We start from the raw sequence: 18052 nt of genomic DNA on the forward strand, positions 1-18052 counted from the left end.
CAAGTGGATCGCGCTGTCCAACACCACGCTGGGCATGCTCATCGCGACGATCAACTCCTCGATCGTGCTGATCGCGCTGCCCGACATCTTCAAGGGCATCGCGATCAACCCGCTCGACCCGGCCAACACCGGCTACCTGCTGTGGATGATCATGGGGTTCCTGGTCGTCACGGCGGTGCTGGTGGTGAGCTTCGGGCGCCTGGGCGACATGTACGGCAGGGCGCGCATGTACAACCTGGGCTTCGCGATCTTCACGTTCTCCTCGGTGATGCTCGCGATCACCTGGTTCGACGGCGACGCCGCCGCGCTGTGGCTGATCGGCTGGCGCGTCGTGCAGGGCGTCGGCGGGGCGTTCCTGATGGCGAACTCCTCGGCGATCCTGGCCGACGCCTTCCCGGTCACCCAGCGCGGCATGGCCCTGGGCATCAACGGCGTGGCCGCGATCGCCGGGTCGTTCCTCGGGCTGGTCGTCGGCGGTCTGCTGGCCCCGGTCAACTGGAACCTGATCTTCATCGTCTCGGTGCCGTTCGGGCTGTTCGGCACGGTCTGGGCCTACCTGAAGCTGCACGACACCGGCGAGCGCCGCCACGCCCGGATGGACTGGTGGGGCAACATCACCTTCGCCGTCGGTCTCATTACTCTGCTCGTCGGCATCACCTACGGCATCCAGCCACACGGCACCTCGCAGACCGGCTGGACCAGCCCGTTCGTGCTGTCCTGCCTGATCGGCGGGCTCGCGGTGCTCACCGCGTTCGTCGTGATCGAGCACCGCGTGCCCAACCCGCTGTTCGACCTGCACCTGTTCTCGCTGCCGTCGTTCACCTGGGGCAACATCGCGAACTTCGCCTCGGCGCTGGGCCGCGGCGGGCTGCAGTTCATCCTCATCATCTGGCTGCAGGGCATCTGGCTGCCGCTGCACGGGTACTCCTTCGAGCAGACGCCGCTGTGGGCGGGCATCTACATGCTGCCGATGACCGTCGGGTTCCTGCTCGCCGCGCCCACCGCCGGCGTGCTGTCCGACCGGCTGGGCAGCCGGGCGCTCGCGTTCACCGGCAACGTGCTGACCGCCGTCACGTTCGCGCTGCTCATCGCCCTGCCCGTCGACTTCCCGTACTGGGAGTTCGCGGTGGTCCTGGTGTTCACCGGCATCGGCATGGGCATGTTCTCCTCGCCCAACCGCGCCGAGGTCGTGAACTCGCTGCCCGCCGGCGCCCGCGGTTCGGGCAGCGGCATGATGACCACCTTCCAGAACACCGCTATGGTCCTGTCGATCGGGTTCTTCTTCAGCCTGATCATCGTCGGGTTCTCCCAGTCGCTGCCCGGCGCGATGCGCACCGGACTCGTCGAGCACGGCGTCGCACCCGGTGCCGCGGCCCAGGTCGCGTCCCTGCCCGCCGTCGCGGTGCTGTTCGCGGCGTTCCTCGGCTACAACCCGATCCAGCAGCTGCTCGGCGACCAGCTCGCGACGCTGCCGCCCGACCAGGCCGCGTTCCTGACCGGGCGCGGGTTCTTCCCGAGCCTCATCTCCGCGCCGTTCGCCCAGGGCCTGTCGATCGCGTTCGGGTTCGCCATCGTGCTGTGCCTGGTGGCCGCGTTCGCCTCGCTCAAGTGCGGCACGATCTCCCCGTGGAAACGGAACGACTGACACTGCGGCCCGTCGGGCGGTCCGACGTGGACGCGCTGCAAGAGCTGCACGCCGACCCCGAGGTCATGCGGTACCTCGACCCCGCGCCGGTCGAGAACTACCTCGGCGGGAGCTTCCACGCGGCGATCGAGAAGGCGAGCGGCCGGTTCGTCGGCTGGTTCGAGTTCCAGGGCGCCGGCGAGGTCGAGCTCGGCTACCGGCTGCACCGCGCGTTCTGGGGCCTCGGCTACGCCACCGAGGGCGCGAAAGCCCTGATCGAACGCGGTTTCACCACCGGCGGCGTGCGGCGCGTCGTGGCCACCACGATGTTCGTCAACGCCCGGTCGCGGCGCGTGATGGAGAAGTGCGGGCTGCGGCACGTGCGCACGTTCCACGTCGACTTCCCCGACCCGCTGCCCGGCTCGGAGCACGGTGAGGTCGAGTACGCACTGACAAAAGAAGAGTGGCTAGAGGGCGAGCGGGAACACGATGTGGCAGACGGAAAAAGTTGATTTGAGCGCGTACTTCGCGCGAACGGGAGCATCGGCGTCGAGTTCGCTCACGGAGTTGCACGAAGCGCATGTGCGCGCCATTCCGTTCGAGAACATCGACGTGATGCTCGGCCGTGTCCCGTCGCTCGACCTCGGCGATATCCAGCACAAGATGGTCGGACGGCGCCGCGGCGGCTATTGCTACGAGCACCAGCTGCTGTTCACCGCCGTGCTCGAACGGCTCGGGCACACGGTGCGTCGGCGGATGAGCCGCGTGCGGACCGGGCCGCGCACGCACTGCGTGTCGCTCGTCGACGACCACCTCGTTGACGTCGGGTTCGGCGCCGGCGTCCTGCACCCCATGCCGCTCGTCGACGGCGTCGTCGTCGACCAGGCCGGATGGCCGCACCGCCTGCGCCGCGAGGACGACCGCTGGGTGCTGGAGAAGCAGTCGGACGACGGCTGGGAGCCGCTGCACGCGTTCGAGCCCGACGTCGAGCAGCACCCCGTGGACTACGAGGCCGCCAACTACTACGTCGCCACCCACGAACGGTCGCCGTTCAGCCGCCGTCTCGTCGTCATGCGTCTGGAACCGGGTTTGAGCCGCCGTCTGGTCGGTTCGGAGCTCACCGTCGAACGCGCCGGCGGGAAACCTGAGAATTCTCAGGTTCACGACCTCCGGAAAACGCTGGAATCACTGGACATCACGCTTACCGACAGGGAGCTGAGTCACATCGGCTCAACTCCGGGAACAATCGGGCGGCCGCGTTCGTAGTACCAGGTGTAGGGATTCGCAATTCGGAGGTGTTGGAAATGACCACCGCGACTCCGTTCGCCACGGGAACGAATTCCACGGGCGTCAACGCACTGCCCACCCCGCCCACGGGCTGGCCCATCGGGTCCTACGGGACCTACGAAGAGGCACAGCGGGCCGTGGATCACCTGGCGGACAACGACTTCCCCGTCGCGGACGTCACCATCGTCGGCGTCGAGCCGATGATCGTCGAACGGGTCACCGGCCGCCTGACCTGGGGCCGCGTGCTCGGCGCCGGTGCCGCGTCGGGTGCCTGGTTCGGTCTGTTCGTCGGTCTGCTGCTCGGCCTGTTCTCGACCGGCGGCGCTCTCGCTCCGATCGTGACGGGTCTCGTCGTCGGTACGGTCTTCGGCCTGGCCAGCGCCGCGATGCGCTATGCCGCCACCCGCGGCCGCCGTGACTTCGCCTCGACCACCCAGCTCGTCGCCGGCCGCTACGACGTGCTCAGCGACCCCCGCAGCGCCGAACGCGGCAAGGAGATGCTGACCGCGCTGGCCTGGAGGTCCTGACCGGCGCCGTGACAGCCTGACCCCAGCTCCCACCACAGGAAACGCCGTTCCGGTCACCGGGGCGGCGTTTCCGCTTTACTGGCGATCATGTCGAACCTGGGGGAGACGGCCCGGCTCACGCAGCTCGGGTGGCGGGTCGCGCTGGTCGCCGCCGCCGTGGTCGTGGGGACGTTCCCGTGGAACACCGCGCCGTTCGGGCTGGCCGGAGTGGTGCCGATCCTGATCTGGTGCCTGCTCGCCCGGTCCGCGCGCAAGGGTGTGGTGACCGGCTCGGTCCTGCTGGCGTTGCTCGCGTACTTCGTCGTGCCGCGCGGACTGGGCTGGTCCGGGCCGTTGGTGCCCTCGGCCCTCGAGGTGTGCTGGCTCTACCCGATGGTCGCGGCGGTCGTCTGCCTGATCGCGATGCCGCGCGAACGCGGCCTGACCGCCAGCTCGCTCGGACTCGTGGCGATGGTCGGCGCGGGGTTGCTGATCACGGCCGTCGTGCTGTTCGACCAGCTGGAGGACAAGCCCGGCGACGAGAGCGTGCTGCCGGGACCGTCCGACCTGCGGACGACCGAGATGGACGGGCACTGCGGTTCGGGCAACTGCTCGCGAGAGGTGGTCCTGGTCGGCGATCGGGCTCCCGAGCTGGTGCGCGAGCACCTCGAGTCGCGTGGCTTCACGGCTCGCACGCCGGAGCGGATGTGCCGGGCCACCGGACTCGTGTTCACCCACGAGGTGTGCGCGGAGTCGAAGACCATCACCCCGGACCGCGTCGCGGTCGTCTGGTACGTCAACTGACACCCATTTCCGTACGGCATACGGTATTGTTTCCGTATGGCCTACGGAAATGGGGTGGACGGATGGCCGCCGAACGCAGCGGCGGGGGAGACCCGGCCAGGACGCTCGCACTGCTCTGGCGCACGCCGCGGGAGCCGAAGCAGGTCGGCAGGAAGCCCAAGGTGAGCGTCGACCAGATCGTCACCGCGGCGATCGCGGTGGCCGACCGCGAGGGGCTCGGCGCGATGTCGATGGCCCGCGTCGCACAGGAACTGACCGTCGGCACCATGTCGCTCTACACGCACGTGCCCGGCAAGGCAGAGCTGATCGACCTCATGGCCGACACGGTCCTGCAGGAACGGGAGCTCACGCCCGAGGGCACGTGGCGTGAGCGCGTCAAGCACTACGCCGACCGCACGCGTGCGGTCTACCAGGCACATCCGTGGATGCGGGACGTGTCGATGGTGCGGCCGCCGCTCGGGCCCGGCCTGATGGACGGCCAGGAGTTCGTGCTGGCCGCGCTCGCCGAGTCCGGGCTGGAGCCGAGGCAGGTGACCGTCGCGCACGTCGCCGTGGAGGGCTTCGTGCACGGCGCGGCGGCGTCCGAGGTCGACGACCAGCAGCTGGCGGCGAGCACTGGTGAGTCCGGCGACTCGTGGTGGGGCGCGCGCCAGGTGTTCTGGGACGAGTACTTCGACGTCGAGCGCTACCCGGCGATGACGGCGCTGTGGAACGCGGGCGCCTACGAGACCGGCGGCACGCTCGCGGAGCACGTGCACAGCTCGTGGGACTACGGGCTCGACAGGTTGCTGGACGGCATCGAAGGGGGCTTGCGATGACGACGCTCGTGACCGGCGCGACGGGCAACGTCGGACGGCTGGTGGTGCACGGACTGACCGGCCCGGTGCGGGCGATCACCCGCGACCCGGCCCGGGCGAGGTTCCCCGCGGGTGTCGAGGTCGTGAAGGCCGACCTCGACGATCCGGACAGCATCCCGTTCGACGGGGTCGAGAAGCTCTACCTGTTCGTGCACCCACCGACCGCGCCTGAGGTGGTCGACCGCGCGGTGCGGGCGGGCGTGCGCCGGATCGTCACGTTGTCCTCGGGCGCGGTGACCCACGGCTACGACACCACCCACCACCTCCCGGTCGAGCGGGCCGTCGAGGCATCCGGTGCCGAGTGGACGCACCTGCGGCCGGGCGAGTTCGCGGTCAACAAGATCGACCTGTGGGGCCCGTCGATCCGGGCCGACGGCACGATCGTGCACCCCGAGCCGGACGCGTTCGGCCAGCCGATCCACGAGGCCGACATCGCCGACGTGGCGATCAAGGTGCTGCAGGAGGACGGCCACGCGGGCAGGGCCTACGACCTGACCGGCCCCGCTCACATCACGCAACGGGACATGGCCCGCGACATCGGCGAGGCGATCGGCCGGACGCTGACGTTCCAGGACGTCACCACCGAGCAGGCGCTCGCCCACTACGTGAGCGTCGGCTGGCCCGAGGAGATGGCGCGCTACATCCTCGGCCTCGACGGCTACGAGGGCGGTGAGGCCGACGACTTCACCGACTACGAGTTCGTCGTGTCACCGGACTACGAGAACCTCATGGGCAGGCCGTACCGCACGTTCGCGCAGTGGGCACGCGATCACGCGGCGGACTTCCGCGGCTGATCACCGCGTCGATCCGGCGCCTCCTCGTTCGACGTCCCTGCAGACGGCGAACGAGGAGGCCCGGTGCGGTTCATGGTGTTCGTCAGGAGCCCGATCCCGTTGACGGCGTTGCACGGCGACACGCTGCGGCGCGCGGGCGTCCTGCTCGACGCGGGCGACCTCGTCCCGGACGCGTGCGGGGTGTCGGGGTACTGGCTGATCGACGTCCGCGACCACGAGGAGGCGGTCGAGCGGATCAAACGCGTCGCGCTCCCGGCGTGCGTCGTGGAAATACGTCAGGTGGCTGTGGTCTGATGCCCCCATGGGGGCTACCTCGGTGCACCGCACCGTCGACGCGGTCTGGCGGATGGAGTCGGCGAAGGTCATCGCCGCCCTGGCCCGGTACACGCGCGACGTCGGACTCGCCGAGGAGATGGCCCAGGACGCGCTGGTCGCCGCCCTGGAGCAGTGGCCCGTCGAGGGCGTGCCGCGCAACCCGGGCGCGTGGCTCATGACGACGGCGAAGCGGCGTTCGATCGACCAGATCCGCCGGCGGGAGAACCTCAACCGCAAGGTCGAGGAGATCGGCCGCGACGTCCAGGAGGCCACCCCGGACGCGAGCGAGGGCATCGACGACGAGATCGGCGACGACCTGCTCAGCCTCATGTTCACCGCCTGCCACCCGGTGCTCGGCACCGAGGCGCGCGTCGCGCTCACGCTGAAGATGCTGGGCGGCCTCAAGACCGAGGAGATCGCGCGGGCGTTCCTGGTCAGCGACGCGACCGTGGCCCAGCGCATCGTCCGGGCGAAGAAGGCCCTCGCCGACGCCGGCGTTCCGTTCGAGGTCCCCGAAGGCCCCGAACTGGCCACCCGCCTCGCCAGCGTCCTCGAGGTCATCTACCTGATCTTCAACGAGGGGTACTCCGCCACCCGGGGCGACGACTGGCTGCGCCCCGAACTGTGCGCCGAGGCCCTGCGCCTCGGCCGTGTGCTGGCCGAGCTCGCGCCCAAGGAGGCCGAGGTCCACGGCCTGGTCGCGCTCATGGAGATCCAGGCGTCCCGCACCAAGGCCCGCACCGGCCCCGGCGGCGAACCCGTGCTGCTGCTGGAGCAGGACCGCGGCCGCTGGGACTGGCTGCTCATCGGGCGCGGCCTCAAGGCCCTCGAACGCGCCGAAGCCCTCAACCAGCCACCCGGCCCCTACTACGTCCAAGCCGCCCTCGCCGCGTGCCACGGCCGCGCGCGCAAGGCCGAGGACACCGACTGGCAACGCATCGCCACCCTCTACCAGGTGCTCGCGGGCATCTCGCCGTCGCCGATCGTGGAACTCAACCGGGCGGTGGCGTTGTCGATGGCCTTCGGGCCCGCCGCCGGGCTCGCGCTGGTCGACGAGATCGCCGGCGAGAAGGCGTTGCGGGGGTACCACCTGCTGCCCAGCGTGCGGGGAGACTTCCTGGTGAAGCTGGGGCGCAACGCCGAGGCGAAGGCCGAGTTCGAGAAGGCCGCCGCCCTGACCCGCAACGAACGGGAACGCACCCTGCTGCTGGAGCGCGCGGCTTCCTGCTGATCCGGGGCAGGTCCCTACGGCCGGTTCCCGCGGCCCTCGTTGTAGCCCTCCAGGTAGTGCACCAGCAGGCTCGCGTAACCCACCTCGGTGGGCTGGGCGATCTTGGTGTCCACGTCGTCGTCGGCTGCGCCGTCGTCACGACCGGTCTCGTACACGTCCGCGCGGCGCTTCGTCCCCGTTTGAAAGCCCTGGTCGTAGGCTGGCAGGGTGCCCTTGGCCTGGGCGCGCTTCACGCCGGTGACCCCGTGCTCGTAGCCGGTGTCGCGCTCCTTGCCCGCAGCGGCCACGCCGGCGGCATGGCCTGCCTTGTACTCCGCTGTCTTCTTGACCTGCTTCTTGCCGGCGTGGCCATCGGCGTGACCCCGCTGGTAGTCGGTGGTCTCCTCGGTGCGCCGCCGCTTGCGGTCCCGCTCCTGGCCCTCCAAGAAGTTGTCCAATCCCTTCAGCTGCCGCTCCGGCGACCCCGAGCGCATCCGGGCGCGAGCGGGGTCGGTGTGCCCCTTGGTCAGGATGCGCGCGGACCCGACCAGGGTCCGGTTCGCGTACTTGTCCTGCTTGACGTCTTCCCTGAGCTTCCGCTTGCGGGCCGGGTCTGACGTCCGGTCGACGGCGACGCGGTTGTTCGCCTCCCTGATCATGGTCGAGCGACCCGCCTCGGTCAGGCTCCGAAGATCGAGGACGTCTTTGAGGATCGGGTAGTAGTGGGTGTTGAACCACGTACGGGCCGCCCGCCCCCAGCCGACGCCGCCCTTCGCGCCAGGTATCAGGTGGCCCTTGCCGTCGCACAGGTGCTCCTCGACGAAGTGGGGGCCGAACAAGGGGTTTTCGCGGTACCACTTCAGGTAGTTCATGTCGGACTTGCCGAAGGCGCCGTTGCACGTCCGGCAGATGCGCATCAGGTTGTCGACGTCGTTGGAGAACACGTGCAGGGCCTCGGCCGTGGCGGTCACGACGGTGGAGGCCTTCTTGCCCTTGGTCTTGGCTACCGTGAAGCACCTGTCGAAGGCCTTCGCGTTCTTCTTCTTCACCTGGTGGAGCAGTGTCGGGTTGCCGGTCATCTCCTCGGCCAGGTCGAGAAATGCCCGTTTGATGTCGGCGAAGGCCACCTGGTGGTCGACCTCGAAGGACTCCAGGAAGTTGTCCACGCCGCAGGTCGGGCAGATCTGGAGGGTGCCGCCGGATCCGCCGATCGCCTTGAGCTGGCCCTGCTTGGCCAGTTCCCCGAGCAGGTGGGCGTTGACCGAACTGGTCGTCTTCGACCGCAGTGACGTGGAGTGGGTGATGCTCTTGAACTTGCCCTGGTCCCGCCCCTTCGGGTTGGCGGGCGCGCCGACGAACTTCCCGGGCACGCTGTAGCCCTTGTGCGCGGCCGGCACGGTGATGCTCAGGCCACTGCCGGTGATCCGGCTGCCCACCCCGCCCAGTTCGGCGATGCGCTGGTCGATCAGATCGTCGTGGGCCTTGACCTTGACCTGCTGGCCGTTCAGCGCCCACCGGTCGAGCAGTCGCTGGAGCACCTCGTGGTCGTCGACCGCGTTGATCAGGGCCCTGGTGGGCGCGTCGGCCAACGCGGTGGCCCGCAAGACCAGGTCGGCGCCGCCGGTGACCGTCAGGTTGATCGACGTGCTGCCGGCGACGATCCGGATCACCTCGGTGACCAGGTCGTCCGCCTTGACCACGTCGGGCCACTTGGACACCTTCGCCCAAAGGACCTTCTGCGCCTTCTTGCCGGCGGGTTGGTGAGAGATCGAGCGTTGCACGACCGGTCCGGCGAGGAACCCGGCCACCGCGCGGTTGCCTGCGGCGCGTTGCAGCGCCAGCAGCCCGGCCGGCACCGCCTTCCGGCCGCCGCGGTCCGGATCGGCCGCCTGCTCGTAGGGCTGTCGTGATCGCACGTTTTGGACGCTACGAGATCACCGCGCGGGTGCCAGTGGCACGGGAACAACCGCAGGGGCGGAGGATCCGTCCCGTCCGGCCACCCGGCCGCTCCTTGTCCCGGGGTGTGACGGCGCTCAGCTCAACGCCAGCTTCACCCCCAGCGCCGCGAACGACGCCGCGAAGAACCGCCGCAGCCACACCATCACCCGAGGCCGCCCCAGCACCCGGTCCCGCATCGACGCCGCGAACACCCCGTACACGGCGAACACCGCGAACGTCAGTGCCATGAACACCGCGCTCAACATCACCATCTGCCCGAACCCCGTCGCGAACTGCGGCAGGAACGCCACGAAGAAGATCGTCAGCTTCGGGTTGAGCAGGTTGATCAGCACCGCCGACACCACGACCCGGCGCGCGGACGTAGGCGCCGCCGCGGTGTCCACGACCAGTTCGCTCCTGTCCCGCAACGTCGCCCACGCCAGGTAGACCAGGTACGCGACGCCCAGGTACTTCACGATCTCGAACGCCAGCGCGCTCGCGTGCAGCAACGCGGCCAGCCCCGTCACGGTGGCGAGCACGTGCGGCACGATCCCGAGCGTGCAGCCGAACGCGGCGATCACGCTCGCCTTCCGCCCGTGCGCGAGGCCGGCGGACAACGTGTACAGCACACCTGTGCCCGGTGTGGCGACCGCGATCAACGTCGTGATCAGGAAAGCGAGGCTCATGCGGGGAACTCTGCCGGGAAAGCGGTCCAGGCAGGAGAGCCACAAACTGCCCACGAAGTTGGACCACTTCTGATGTCGAGAACGTGTGGGCGGCCCCGTCCCAGGGGCATGAGCATCCAGAGCATGCACCACGTCGGGATGACCGTCACCGACCTCGCGGCCACCGTCGCGTTCTTCGAGGCACTCGGCATGGAGCTCGAGGGCAAGGCCCACATGGAGGGCGAGTTCGTCGACGGCGTCATCGGTCTCGAAGGCTCTGTCAGCGACATCGCGATGATGAAGACCCCGGACGACCGGTACCGGATCGAGTTCAGCCAGTTCGAGAACCCGCGGAGCATCGACGGCAGCTCCCGCGCGCCGATCAACGCCCTGGGGCTGCGCCACGTCGCGTTCACCGTCGACGACCTGGACGCCACCCTCGCCCGGATCGAGCCGCACGGCGCCGAACTGGTCAAGAACGTCGAGAAGTACCAGGACCTCCTGCGGACCTGCTACGTCCGCGGGCCCGAGGGAATCCTCATCGAGCTGTGCGAGTACCTCAGGTGAGAGCGCGCGCGTACGCCGTGGGGGAGACGCCGACGGTCTGCGTGAAGTCGCGGACGAGGTGGGCCTGGTCGCTGTAGCCCAGGTCCGCGGCCAGACGGGCCCACTCGACGTCCGACTCGGCCCGTTCCAGGGCCTCGTGGATGCGGTACCGCAGGATGACCCACTTCGGGCTGACCCCGACGTAGTCCGCGAACAGCCGTTGCATCGTCCGCACCGCCACGCCGCAGTCCCGCGCGAAGTCCGCGACCCGCCGGATGTCCCGGTCGTCGCGGATCTGCTGGACCAGGTCCATCGCCAGCGTCGCCTGCGGATCGGCCACCGGTCCGAGCCCGAGCAGGAACGCGTCGAGCGCGGCCACCCGGTCGTCCTCGTCCTCCACGTCCAGCACCGGCGCCGACGCGACGTCGAGCCGCACGTGCCGCCCGGTCCACTCCGACACCGGCTCGGCGCGGAACGGCCGGAACCCACCGGGCCGGAACTGCACCCCCGCCACCCGGATCCGCCCGTCGAGCACCCGGCTGAACAGGCCCAGCCCGACGCCCGCGATCTCCGGCTGGGCGAACCCTCGCTCGAAGATGATGTTCACGGACGGATGCGGCACGACGTGTGTGGTGTACGGCGAGTCCAGCTCACCGTCGATCAGCCAGTAGTGCTCCAGGTACGGCCGCAGCTCCGCGCACGGCAGTCGGCGGCGGAACCGCACGCGGGCGAACAGCTCGCGCGCGTCCACGATCCCCCGAGTGTCCCGGCGCGGCCCCTGCACAGCGCCGATCCTAGGTTGGCGCGTTTCTTCAAGAGGACCGGAACACCCCGAAATAGGCTCAGCGCCATGAAGCTCAGCGTTCTGCTCGACCGAGCCCGCGACCACGCACTGCCCGTCATCGCGAACATCACCGACGACGACCTGGCCAAGCCCACGCCGTGCGCCGACTACGACGTCCGCGCCCTGCTCGACCACCTGCTGCACGTCGTCGTGGAGTTCCAGAAGCTCGCCGCGAAGCAGGACGCCGACTTCAGCCACACCCCGTCCTACCCGGACTGGCGCGACCGGTACCCGGCCGAGTCCGCGAAGCTCGTCGACGCCTGGGGACAGCCCGGCGCCACCGAGGGCATCGCCGGCAACATGCAGATGCCCGCGACGGTCGTGGGCGGGCTCGCCCTGCTCGACCTCACCGTCCACGCCTCCGACCTCGCTCAGGCCACCGGCCAGCGCTTCGAGCCCGACGCCGAGGTGTTCGCCGAGGTCAAGGGCCTGGTCGAGCAGATGGGCCCGATGGCCATCGAGATGAAGGTGTTCCACGCGCCCGTCGAGGCACCCGCCGACGCGTCGCCGTTCGAGCAGCTGCTGGCCGTCACCGGCCGCGACCCGCGCTGGAGTGCTTGACTGGCCCCATGCTGACGATCGGGATGCTGGGCGGGATGAGCTGGGAGAGCAGCGCGGAGTACTACCGGCTGGCGAACACACTGGTACGCGAACGCCTCGGAGGCCTGCACTCGGCCAAGGTCGTGCTGCACTCCGTCGACTTCGCCGAGATCGAACGCATGCAGGTCGAGGGCCGCTGGGACGACGCGGGCAAGGCGCTCGCCGACGCCGCCGCACACGTCCAGGCAGGCGGCGCCGACTTCCTGCTGATCTGCACCAACACCATGCACAAGGTGTTCGACCAGGTCCAGGCCGCCGTCGACATCCCGGTCATCCACCTCGGCGACACCACCGCACAGGCGATCGAGCAGGCCGGCCTCACCACCGTCGGCCTGCTCGGCACCGGTTTCACCATGGACCAGCCGTTCTACCGCGAACGCCTGGAGTCCCACGGCCTGACGGTCCTGCTGCCCTCGGCCGAGGACCGCGCGACCGTGCACCGGATCATCTACGACGAGCTGTGCCTCGGCATCGTCCGCGACGAGTCCCGCGACGCCTATCGAGACGTGATCTCCCGGTTCGAAGGGGCCCAGGGCGTGATCCTGGGCTGCACCGAGATCGAGCTGCTGATCACGCAGGCTGACGTGCCGGTTCCCGTGTTCCCGACCACCCGCCTGCACGTCGAGGCGGCCGTCGAACGGGCAATCCAGACAACTCTGTGAACGGATGAGCCGCTCGATCCAGCAACGCCGCGACTCAACGAAGTGTCTTAGTCACTGAGGGCTATTCCTTCTTCAGTGAACTAGGGGAGTTCGCGTTGAAACGATCACACATCGCCGCAGGGCTGACGGCTGTCGTGGTTGCCGCCACGGCAGCCGTTCCCGTTTCCGCGGCACCGCAGGAGCCAGAGGTGCGTGCCGGCGGGCTGACCACCAAGGTCACGCTCGTCACCGGTGACGAGGTCACCGTCAGCAACGGCAAGGTCCAGGCCAGGGGCGCCCAGGGCAGGGAGAACGTCGGGTTCCGCTCGTTCACCGACCCGCGCGGAGACCTGCACGTCGTCCCGCTCGACGCCCAGGCGGGACTCAACTCCGGCGCGCTGGACGAGCGGCTGTTCGACGTCTCGCTGCTCGCCAGATCCGGCTACGACGACGCGGCGAGCAAGACGATCCCGCTGATCGTGCAGGGGCAGGCGGTCAGCGCGGCGAACGCCGAGTCGTTGCCGAGCATCGGCTCGCACGCGATCACCATCGGCAAGGACGGCTCGTTCTGGGCCGGTGCCCGGGCGGCGGGCACCGGCAGGATCTGGCTCGACGGCAAGGTGACCGCGTCGCTCGACCGCAGCGCCGCGCAGGTCGGCGCGCCCCAGGCGTGGGAGAAGGGCCTCACCGGCAAGGACGTCACCGTCGCGATCCTCGACACCGGCGTCGACGAGACCCATCCCGACCTCGCGGGCGCAGTCCTGGAGTCGAAGAACTTCTCCGACAGCGACACCACCGACGACCGTGTCGGCCACGGCACGCACGTCGCGTCGACCGTGACCGGCGACGGCAAGTACAAGGGCATCGCGCCCGACGCGAAGCTCGTCAACGGCAAGGTGCTCGGCGACTACGGCGGCGGCCGCGAGAGCGACATCATCGCCGGCATGGAGTGGGCCGCGGCCAAGGCCAAGGTCATCAACATGAGCCTCGGCAGCTCGTGGCCCGACGAGGGCACCGACCCGATGTCGCTCGCGCTCAACCGCATCACCGAGCAGACCGGCGCATTGTTCGTCGTCGCCGCCGGCAACTCCGGCGGCCCCATCGGTTCACCCGGCTCCGCCGACGCGGCCCTCACCGTCGGCGCCGTGAACCGCGACGACTCGCTCGCCGACTTCTCCTCGCGCGGCCCGCGCTGGTTCAACAACGCCGTCAAGCCCGACATCACCGCGCCGGGCGTCGACATCGTGGCCGCCAAGGCCAAGAACGGCCAGATCGGCACGCCCGTCGGCGACGGCCACGTCGCGTTGTCCGGCACGTCGATGGCCACCCCGCACGTGGCGGGAGCAGCGGCGATCCTCGCGTCGAAGAACCCGGCGTGGAAGGCGGAGGACATCAAGGCCGCGCTGATGAACAGCGCCAAGCCCAACCCGTCGCTGACCATCTACGACCAGGGCGCCGGACGCCTCGACGTCGGCCGCGCCGCGTCGTCCGCGGTCACCACGAACCACGGCAGCTTCTCCCTGGGCACCGCGGCGTGGCCACACGACGACGACAAGCCCATCACGCAGAAGCTGACCTACCGCAACAACGGCACGACCGACGTGACCGTCGACCTGACCGTCGCCGAGGTCAAGCCCGCCGCGGCCGGCCTGTTCAGCGTCTCCCCGGCGAAGCTCACCATCCCCGCGGGCGGCACGGCCGACGCGACCGTCACCGCCGACACCAAGGCGAACGTCCCGGACGGCATCTACGGCGCGGTCGTTCTCTCGTCGGACGGCGTGCGCGTGGCGATCGGTGTCGTGAAGGAGGTCGAGAGCTACGACCTCAAGCTCACGTTCCTCGACCACAACGGGGCGCCGACGCAGTACTACGACTACCGGTTCGTCAGCCTCGACCAGCCGCAGGCGTACTTCCGCTACGACGCGTCCGGCACGATCGTGCAGCGCCTGCCCAAGGGCAAGTTCTTCCTCGACGGCACCATCAGCACGCGTGACCCCGACCCGACCAAGGGCGGCCTGAACACCACGCTGACCGAACCGGCGATGGAGGTCACCGGCAACGCCGAGATCGTGTTCGACGCACGGCACGGCGTCCAGCCCGCCATCACGATCGAGCAGAAGGACGCCAAGTCGGCGAGCGCGGGCCTGGGCTTCCTGATGCAGGCGAACTGGGGCCAGACCGGCGGCACCTGGTACCTCAACAACTTCGACTCGGTCCGCGTCCGCCCGTCGAAGACGACGTGGCCCAAGTTCGACTTCTACGCCGAGACCGTGATGGCGAAGCCGGACGCCAACGGCACCTACGACGGCAGCCCGTACCAGTACCACGTGCGGATCAGCGAGAAGACCCGCGTGCCGGCGAACGTGCAGCGTTCGGTGAAGGACCGCGAACTGGCGCGCGTCAACTCGGTCACGCACGCCCGCGTACCGGGCTCGGTGGGCCAGCGCGACGGCGGCGCCTCGGGCCCGCTGCCGTTGCGGCTCAAGGAGTTCTACACCCCCGGCGTCGAGTGGTCCGGGTCGCTGACGGAGTTCACGAAGCTCGGCCAGTGGCCCAGCCTCGGCTTCCAGTCCTCGGTCACGCCGCGCGTGTTCAAGCTCGGCAGGGTGGTGACGGAGCACTGGAACAGCGCCGTCTACGGCCCCGGCGTGCCGCACCAGCCGGGAGCGGTGCGCTTCGCCGGCCGCGTGGGCAACGTGATGCGCATGGACCTGCCCCTGCAGAGCTCGCAGGGCATGTACGGGTACACCCAGAGCACCGGCCGCACCACCGTCACGGTGGACGGCAAGGTCATCTCGGACCAGCCGGACTCCGGGTACGCCAACATCCCGGACGCGCCGGCGGAAAAGAAGCGCTACACCGTCCACACCGAGGCGACGCGCGACTCGGCGTCGTCGACGGTCACCGCGGACTGGTCGTTCACCTCGGAGCACGTGCCCGGCGACCAGTTCCAGTCGATCCCGCTGCTCGCCGTCCGGTTCGCACCCGCGCTGGACGAGCACAACCGCGCCGGACGCGTCGTCACCGTGCCGATCACGGTGGAGCGCAACGGAACGGGCACCGTCACGAACATCAAGGACCCGGCGGTGCAGGTGTCCTACGACGAGGGCAAGACGTGGAAGCCGGTGCCGCTGCGCAAGACGCGCGCCGGGTGGCAGGTCACGTTGATCCATCCGCACGGGGCCGAGAACGTGTCGTTCAAGGCTCGGGCGGCGGACTCGGGTGGTGACGTCCAGCAGACGATCATCCGCGCGTACGACCTGAAGTGACCGCGTGTGGGGGCCGGAACTCCCGGCCCCCACACCGCTACGTCTGGTACGGCGCCAGCGTCTCCGAGTCCACGTCGGGCGCCCCCATCACCGGGTGCACCTCGATCGGCTGGTTCAGCAGCTTCCCGCCAGGCCCAGGACAGGCCGACGCCTTCTGCGCGATCTCCAGCACCCGCTCCCGGCTGGCGACGTCGACCACCCAGTACCCGGCGATGACCTCCTTGGACTCCGCGAACGGACCGTCCACCACGACCGGCCCGCTGTCGCTGCCCCGCACCACGAACGCCCGCGCCGGACCGCTGAGCCCCTCGGACTGCAGCAGCTCACCGGACGCGCGCAGCTCGGCGTCCAGGTCGCGCATGTAGGCGATCATGCGGTGCATGTCCTCGTCCGACCAGGCGGCGAGGCCCTCCCAGTCCTCCTGGCTGCCGCCGTAGCTGACCAGCATGTACTTCACTTCCACTCCCCACCGGTAGCGCGGGCCTTGATCTCCTGCACGGCCCAGCTGTTGCCGTCCGGGTCGTCGAAGAAGATGAACGACCCTCCGTCCGCCTCGTTCATGCGCACGATCTCACCGACCTCGACGCCGCGCTCCAAAAGCTGTGCGCGGGCCTTCTCCAGGTCCGACACGACGAGCTGCACGCCCTTGAGCGAACCCGGCTCGCCCTTGACGATGCCCTTGCCCATCACGATCGAGCAGCCCGAGCCCGGCGGGGTGAGCTGCAGGACGCGCGTGTCCTCGTTGAACGTCGTGTCGTGGTCGACGGTGAAGCCGAGCTGTTCGGAGTAGAACCGCTTCGACCGGTCGAGGTCCGACACCGGTACGACGACGACTTCCAGGGTCCAGTCCATGTTCGAAGTTCCTTTCAACGGCTGCCTGCACCGACCCGTCGAAGTGCTCAGGAACTTTTCGACACGGGGTCCCGGCCCACATACCCGAGCAGCCGGTCCTGCAGCGGAGCGTCAGGCGGCACGGGGACCTCGGCGCCGTAGACCTCGATGCCGGGACCGAACGCGCCGGGGGTGCGGAAGCGTTCCATCAGGTCGGCGGGCACGGCGGTCGCCGACGCCCACAGGCGTTCCACGTCGGCGGCCGGGATCGTCTCGTCCTGGCCGGTGGCGCGGGCGAGGTCCCAGCCGTGCAGCACCAGGTCGTCGCTCACGACCTGGTCGACGTGGTCCTCCAGCGTCATCGGGCCGCTCGGTGTGGAGACCTCGCTCTTCGCCCGGTCCGAGGTGAGCGCCTCAAGCACCAGGCGACGGGCTTCGCGGAAGTCCGTGAGCGGGTCCTCGGTGCGAGGGACAGGCTGGCCGAGCATCACGCCGTGCATGTCGATGACGTGGTCCACGACTTCCAGTGCCGTCCACTGCGCGCACGGCGACGGGGCGCCCCACTGGTCGGAGCGCACGGCGACGATCTTCTGCTCGAACGCGTCGGCGCGCGCCCTGTACCTGTCCACGATCACGGTCTCACTCCTCCACGGCGCCGCCGATCTTGCGCAGGTGCTCGCGGAAGGTGAGACCGCTGGCCAGGTACTCGCCGAACCGGAGCTGTTCGCGCAGGGACTCACCCTGCCGCACGCGGTCGGCCTGCGCTCGTTCGACGTCGCGGATCCCGCGCGCCTTCTCGAGCAGCGCCTCGACCTCGGACGCCGGTACGAACAGCACGCCGTCGTCGTCGCCGAACACGACGTCGTCGGAGGTGACGGTCCACTGGTCGACCTCGGCCGTCGAGAGGGCCTCGGGTGCGCGGTCGCGCAGGCTCAACGGGCCCGTCGGGTTCGCGCCGAGGCTGAACACCGGCAGGCCGATCGCGCGGATGTCGTGGGTGTCGCGGTGCAGACCCCAGATCACCACGCCCGCGAGCCCCGCCTGCTGCGCTTCGAGCACCATCATGTCGCCCACGCAGGCCTCGTCCGTGCGGCCGTCGTTGTCGACGACCAGCACGTCGCCGGGCCGGCTGCGTTCGAGCGCCTCCAGGAAGACGTCGACGCTGCCGGCGTGGCGGGCGGGCAGGACGCGGCCGGCGGTCTTCGAGCCGGGGATGACCGGCGTGAGAACGGCCGTCCGGACCGGGACGCCCGCCCGGATGCAGGCGTCGGCCAGGTGCGCGGTGGTCAGATCGAGGGTGGTGAGATCCATGCGGGCATTC

At 69.6% G+C, this 18052-nt stretch carries 20 protein-coding genes; 13 read left to right on the forward strand and 7 right to left on the reverse strand.

Annotated features, from left to right (window positions below):
• Window positions 1–34 precede the first annotated feature (34 nt).
• The 9 genes from ACWF7A_RS04950 to ACWF7A_RS04990 all read left to right on the forward strand — a co-directional run bounded on the left by ACWF7A_RS04950 (window position 35) and on the right by ACWF7A_RS04990 (window position 7418).
• A complete protein-coding gene (locus ACWF7A_RS04950; RefSeq protein WP_452249561.1) occupies window positions 35–1645 on the forward strand; it encodes an MFS transporter in 1611 nt (536 codons plus the stop codon).
• A complete protein-coding gene (locus tag ACWF7A_RS04955) occupies window positions 1627–2136 on the forward strand; it encodes a GNAT family N-acetyltransferase (protein ID WP_452249103.1) in 510 nt (169 codons plus the stop codon). Before ACWF7A_RS04950 ends, ACWF7A_RS04955 begins: the two co-directional genes overlap by 19 nt.
• Window positions 2114–2890: an arylamine N-acetyltransferase family protein gene (locus tag ACWF7A_RS04960; RefSeq protein ID WP_452249104.1), complete on the forward strand. Its 777-nt coding sequence runs from the start codon at window positions 2114–2116 to the stop codon at window positions 2888–2890. The genes ACWF7A_RS04955 and ACWF7A_RS04960 overlap by 23 nt, the downstream gene beginning before the upstream one ends.
• Before the next feature lie 38 nt (window positions 2891–2928).
• A complete protein-coding gene (locus ACWF7A_RS04965) occupies window positions 2929–3438 on the forward strand; it encodes a general stress protein (RefSeq protein WP_452249105.1) in 510 nt (169 codons plus the stop codon).
• 87 nt (window positions 3439–3525) lie between these two features.
• The gene (locus ACWF7A_RS04970; protein ID WP_452249106.1) at window positions 3526–4221 is read left to right on the forward strand and encodes a hypothetical protein; all 696 of its coding nucleotides are present in this window, start codon (window positions 3526–3528) and stop codon (window positions 4219–4221) included.
• Window positions 4222–4283: 62 nt separating this feature from the next.
• Window positions 4284–5039, forward strand: a complete 756-nt coding sequence (locus tag ACWF7A_RS04975) for a TetR/AcrR family transcriptional regulator (RefSeq protein ID WP_452249107.1) — start codon at window positions 4284–4286, stop codon at window positions 5037–5039.
• The gene (locus ACWF7A_RS04980; RefSeq protein ID WP_452249108.1) at window positions 5036–5872 is read left to right on the forward strand and encodes an NAD(P)H-binding protein; all 837 of its coding nucleotides are present in this window, start codon (window positions 5036–5038) and stop codon (window positions 5870–5872) included. The genes ACWF7A_RS04975 and ACWF7A_RS04980 overlap by 4 nt, the downstream gene beginning before the upstream one ends.
• 63 nt (window positions 5873–5935) lie before the next feature.
• Entirely contained in the window at window positions 5936–6166 is a 231-nt protein-coding gene (locus ACWF7A_RS04985; RefSeq protein WP_452249109.1) for a hypothetical protein, read from the forward strand.
• A gap of 7 nt (window positions 6167–6173) precedes the next feature.
• Window positions 6174–7418 carry an RNA polymerase sigma factor gene (locus ACWF7A_RS04990; protein WP_452249110.1) on the forward strand — a complete coding sequence of 415 codons (1245 nt, stop codon included), beginning with the start codon at window positions 6174–6176 and terminating at the stop codon, window positions 7416–7418.
• A gap of 14 nt (window positions 7419–7432) precedes the next feature.
• Here ACWF7A_RS04990 and ACWF7A_RS04995 read toward each other — a convergent pair whose 3' ends face one another.
• Entirely contained in the window at window positions 7433–9313 is a 1881-nt protein-coding gene (locus ACWF7A_RS04995; RefSeq protein ID WP_452249111.1) for a hypothetical protein, read from the reverse strand.
• 117 nt (window positions 9314–9430) lie between these two features.
• Window positions 9431–10021, reverse strand: coding sequence for a LysE family translocator (locus ACWF7A_RS05000; protein WP_452249112.1), 591 nt, complete (start codon window positions 10019–10021; stop codon window positions 9431–9433).
• 108 nt (window positions 10022–10129) lie between these two features.
• Between ACWF7A_RS05000 and ACWF7A_RS05005 the strand changes: the two genes are divergently transcribed.
• Window positions 10130–10567 (forward strand): VOC family protein, encoded by a 438-nt coding sequence (locus tag ACWF7A_RS05005; protein WP_452249113.1) that lies wholly within the window; start codon window positions 10130–10132, stop codon window positions 10565–10567.
• Here the strand turns inward: ACWF7A_RS05005 and ACWF7A_RS05010 are convergent.
• Window positions 10560–11330: a DUF6597 domain-containing transcriptional factor gene (locus tag ACWF7A_RS05010; protein ID WP_452249114.1), complete on the reverse strand. Its 771-nt coding sequence runs from the start codon at window positions 11328–11330 to the stop codon at window positions 10560–10562. The genes ACWF7A_RS05005 and ACWF7A_RS05010 overlap by 8 nt on opposite strands.
• Before the next feature lie 66 nt (window positions 11331–11396).
• Here ACWF7A_RS05010 and ACWF7A_RS05015 point away from each other — a divergent pair, with 66 nt between their 5' ends.
• The 3 genes from ACWF7A_RS05015 to ACWF7A_RS05025 all read left to right on the forward strand — a co-directional run bounded on the left by ACWF7A_RS05015 (window position 11397) and on the right by ACWF7A_RS05025 (window position 15900).
• Complete coding sequence (locus tag ACWF7A_RS05015; RefSeq protein WP_452249115.1) at window positions 11397–11951, forward strand: TIGR03086 family metal-binding protein; 555 nt, start codon at window positions 11397–11399, stop codon at window positions 11949–11951.
• Window positions 11952–11959: 8 nt separating this feature from the next.
• Window positions 11960–12652: an aspartate/glutamate racemase family protein gene (locus ACWF7A_RS05020; RefSeq protein WP_452249116.1), complete on the forward strand. Its 693-nt coding sequence runs from the start codon at window positions 11960–11962 to the stop codon at window positions 12650–12652.
• A 95-nt stretch (window positions 12653–12747) separates the two neighbouring features.
• Complete coding sequence (locus tag ACWF7A_RS05025; protein ID WP_452249117.1) at window positions 12748–15900, forward strand: S8 family serine peptidase; 3153 nt, start codon at window positions 12748–12750, stop codon at window positions 15898–15900.
• Window positions 15901–15937: 37 nt separating this feature from the next.
• Here ACWF7A_RS05025 and ACWF7A_RS05030 read toward each other — a convergent pair whose 3' ends face one another.
• From ACWF7A_RS05030 to ACWF7A_RS05045, 4 genes are read right to left on the reverse strand one after another with little or no spacing between them, the layout of a single operon-like run.
• A complete protein-coding gene (locus ACWF7A_RS05030) occupies window positions 15938–16348 on the reverse strand; it encodes a YciI family protein (protein ID WP_452249562.1) in 411 nt (136 codons plus the stop codon).
• 5 nt (window positions 16349–16353) lie between these two features.
• On the reverse strand, window positions 16354–16752 hold the full coding sequence (locus ACWF7A_RS05035) for a VOC family protein (RefSeq protein ID WP_452249118.1): 399 nt from the start codon (window positions 16750–16752) through the stop codon (window positions 16354–16356).
• A 47-nt stretch (window positions 16753–16799) separates the two neighbouring features.
• Window positions 16800–17366 (reverse strand): TIGR03086 family metal-binding protein, encoded by a 567-nt coding sequence (locus ACWF7A_RS05040; protein ID WP_452249119.1) that lies wholly within the window; start codon window positions 17364–17366, stop codon window positions 16800–16802.
• Window positions 17367–17370: 4 nt separating this feature from the next.
• Entirely contained in the window at window positions 17371–18042 is a 672-nt protein-coding gene (locus ACWF7A_RS05045; RefSeq protein WP_452249120.1) for an RraA family protein, read from the reverse strand.
• Window positions 18043–18052 lie beyond the last annotated feature (10 nt).

The sequence above is a fragment of the Lentzea sp. NPDC055074 genome (assembly GCF_053608005.1).